Source organism: Tardiphaga sp. (assembly GCF_025356345.1).
Lineage (GTDB): Bacteria > Pseudomonadota > Alphaproteobacteria > Rhizobiales > Xanthobacteraceae > Tardiphaga.
In genome coordinates, this window is the sequence record NZ_JANXTC010000024.1 from 1 (window position 1) to 3,044 (window position 3,044).

The 3,044-nt window shown below is 65.8% G+C and carries 3 protein-coding genes and 1 pseudogene; all 4 read right to left on the reverse strand.

Annotated elements, in window-relative coordinates:
• Positions 1 to 237 (reverse strand): annotated as a pseudogene (locus Q0S16_RS01210) (2-hydroxychromene-2-carboxylate isomerase); the annotation flags it as partial.
• An 86-nt stretch (positions 238 to 323) separates the two neighbouring features.
• Positions 324 to 926 carry a DUF2239 family protein gene (locus Q0S16_RS01215; RefSeq protein WP_295844128.1) on the reverse strand — a complete coding sequence of 201 codons (603 nt, stop codon included), beginning with the start codon at positions 924 to 926 and terminating at the stop codon, positions 324 to 326.
• A 60-nt stretch (positions 927 to 986) separates the two neighbouring features.
• Positions 987 to 1,895, reverse strand: a complete 909-nt coding sequence (locus Q0S16_RS01220; RefSeq protein ID WP_295844130.1) for an amidohydrolase family protein — start codon at positions 1,893 to 1,895, stop codon at positions 987 to 989.
• A gap of 202 nt (positions 1,896 to 2,097) precedes the next feature.
• On the reverse strand, positions 2,098 to 3,044 hold a 947-nt coding region (locus Q0S16_RS01225), incomplete at its 5' end, for an MFS transporter (protein WP_295844133.1).

Sequence of the window (3,044 nt, forward strand, 5' to 3'; positions counted from 1 at the left end):
GAAGCGCGCGATGAAACGCTCGGTCTCGATCTCATGAAACTCGCGCTTGTTCTTGATGCCCGCCAGCGCTTCGGCCGGTGACTTGTTGTTGGTGGCCTTAAAGATGCCGCCGAGCAGCACCGGGACATAGGCGAAGTGGGCGCCGGTCCGCGCCTCGATGGCTGGGATGGCCTCGTGGCTGAGATAGGCGTTGGGGCTGCCGAAATCGAACAGGAAAAGCGGGGATGAGTGACTCATGGCGGGCTCCCTTCGCTAGCGGCTTGGTGGCCGCCTTATATGATCAGTGTCATTTCAAGCAAGCCTATCTGCTCATCGAGGCGGGATCAACCGCTGGCCGGCTTCGCCACATCACGAAACGCGAGCAACACGATGTGGTCGCGAATATCGGTGGGCCAGTCGGCGATAAGCCGCGCGAGGCCGTGCCGGTCATCCGCGAACAGCGCGCGCGACGCTTCCTCGAAGTTCGGCAGGTTGCCGGCCATCGCCGACATGAAGTGATAGGCCGCGTCACGCGCTGCGCGCTGACGGTCGCGATCGCCATTGGCGCGGCGGGCTTCCTCGACCAGTTTACGCAGCGTTACCGACGCGCCGCCGGGCTGAGCGCCGAGCCAGTCCCAATGCCGCGGCAGCAGCGTTACTTCGCGGGCGACCACGCCGAGCCGCGGCCGGCCGCGGCCGCGTGGCTCGACGGATGTCTCGGCCTTCAATTCGACCGGCGTCGGGAGCGGCAGACGGGCAATGATCTCGCGGTGGCTGCCGCGCAGGTCGAGATCAAGGGACTGGCCGGTGGCATTGTCGAAAATCAGGATCGGGTCGGGGAGGTTGCCGGTCGCGATCTTGATGGCGATCGCGACCTCGGCCAGCGACCCTGATGCCAGCAGCCGGTCTCCGGCAAAGGAGGTAAAAGATGGTGAAAGCGCGGCCATGGTGACGCCCGTTCAGGAACGATCCGGGATAATTATACCCGGCTAATAAATAGGTCAATATCACCCGGGTGGATTTATCGCAGGAAATCCGAACAGGCGCCGCGGATTGTCCACCAGGATGCGATGACGAACGGCCTCGACCGGCGCCCAGTCATGCAGCAGATCCAGCAACTGGCTGACGCCCATCATCACGTCCCAATTGGCGACGTGCGGCCAATCCGACCCCCACACGCAGCGCTCGGGATTGGCCTCCACCAGCAGCCGCGCGAACGGGATCGTGTCGCTGTAAGGCGGGCCGCCCTGCACGCTGGTGCGGTAGGCGCCGGACAGTCGCACCCAGGCGCCGTCCCGAACCAGGCCGAGCAGGGCCTGGAAGCCGGCATCGTCCGTGCCGCGCGTGGTGGGGAAGTGACCCATATGGTCGATGAGGAACGGGACCTTCAGTCGGGCGAAACGCGGGATCATCGCCGGAATGTCGCCAGCGTCGATCAGGAACTGGAGATGCCAGCCCATCTCCGCGCACAGGGCGGCATAATCCTCGAGCTGCGCGAAGCCGACGCCGCCGCCATACAACACGTTCATGCGCAGGCCGACCACGCCGGCATCCTTCAGCGCGGCGCGCTCGCGCTCCGGACAATCCAGCGGGATCACCGCGATCCCGCGCAGCCGCGCGCGATGCGCCTGCAGCGTTTTGATCAACAGCCGGTTGTCGGTGCCATGCACACTGACCTGCGTCAGCACGCCATGGCTCATGGCGGTGGCATCGAGCATCGCCAGATAGTCGGCGGCGGTGGCTTCGGGCGGCGTGTAGCTGCGGGCCGCCACGAAGGGGTAGGCCGGCGGCAGCCCGATCACATGGGCATGCGTATCGACGGCGCCGCGCGGCACCTGGAATCGGGTGGCGCCGTGCTGCACGGCAAGCGGGCCCGGACAGGCCGGGGCGTGATCCGATTTTGTCGTTACCGTCATGCTGATTGATCCGATCGCCGGCGTTGAAACCTGAAGTGTAGTGCCAAGGGTTGACGGCCGCGCACCCTGCTGCACGGCGGAGCAGCCTGATGCGTCAGACCGGACGTCACCGGAGCGAGACGTTGCCGCCCGGGGTTGTCTTGGCCATGCGGCGTCGCGTCAGCGAGCGCTCGCCTGCATGGCAGACGAGCGCTCACCATGCTTATGCCTCGGCGTAAAGGATGCGCCCGCGCGTTTCGGGCAGCGCAAAGGCGGCCATGAAGAACAATCCATAGGCCAGCACCGCGAAGATCGCGATCGCATTGCCCAGCGTCGTGGTGGTGGAGAGGGCGCCGACCAGGAACGGGAACAGGGCGCCGATGCCACGACCGAAATTATAGCAGAAACCCTGGCCCGAGCCGCGCAGCCGCGTCGGATACAGCTCGGTGAGGAAGGCGCCCATGCCCGAGAAGTAGCCGGAGGCGAAGAAGCCGAGCGGGAAGCCCAGCAGCCACAGCACCTCATTGGTGAGCGGCACCTGTGTATAGATGATGATGATCGCAATGGCGCCCAGCGAAAAGGTCAGGAACAGGTTGCGGCGTCCGATCTTGTCGGCCAGCCACGCGCCCACGAGATAACCGACGAAGGAGCCGATGATCAGCGCGGCGAGGTAGCCGGTCGATGACACCACCGACAGCTTGCGCTCGGTGGTGAGGAAACGCGGCACCCAGAAGGTAATGGCGTAGTAGCCGCCCTGACAGCCGGTGGCGGCCAGCGAGGCAAGCACCGTGGTCTTCAGCATCGGTCCGGCAAAGATCTCCCGCAGCTTCGGCCGGTCGCCGCTGGCCTTCTGCCGCGCCCGGGTCTCGACGGCGATCGCCGGCTCCTGCACATAGCGGCGCAAATAGAGTACCAGCAGCGCCGGCAGCGCGCCGACCGCGAACATCCAGCGCCATGCCATCTCCGGCGGCAGATACGAGAACAGGATCGCCTGCGAAAGCACCGCGAGGCCCCATCCGACCGCCCAGCCCGATTGCACCGAACCGACCGCGCGGCCGCGATATTGCGCTCGGATCGCTTCGCCCATCAGCACCGCGCCCGCAGCCCATTCGCCGCCGAAGCCCAGGCCCAGCAGTGCGCGTGCAACGATGAGCTGATCGAAATTCTGCA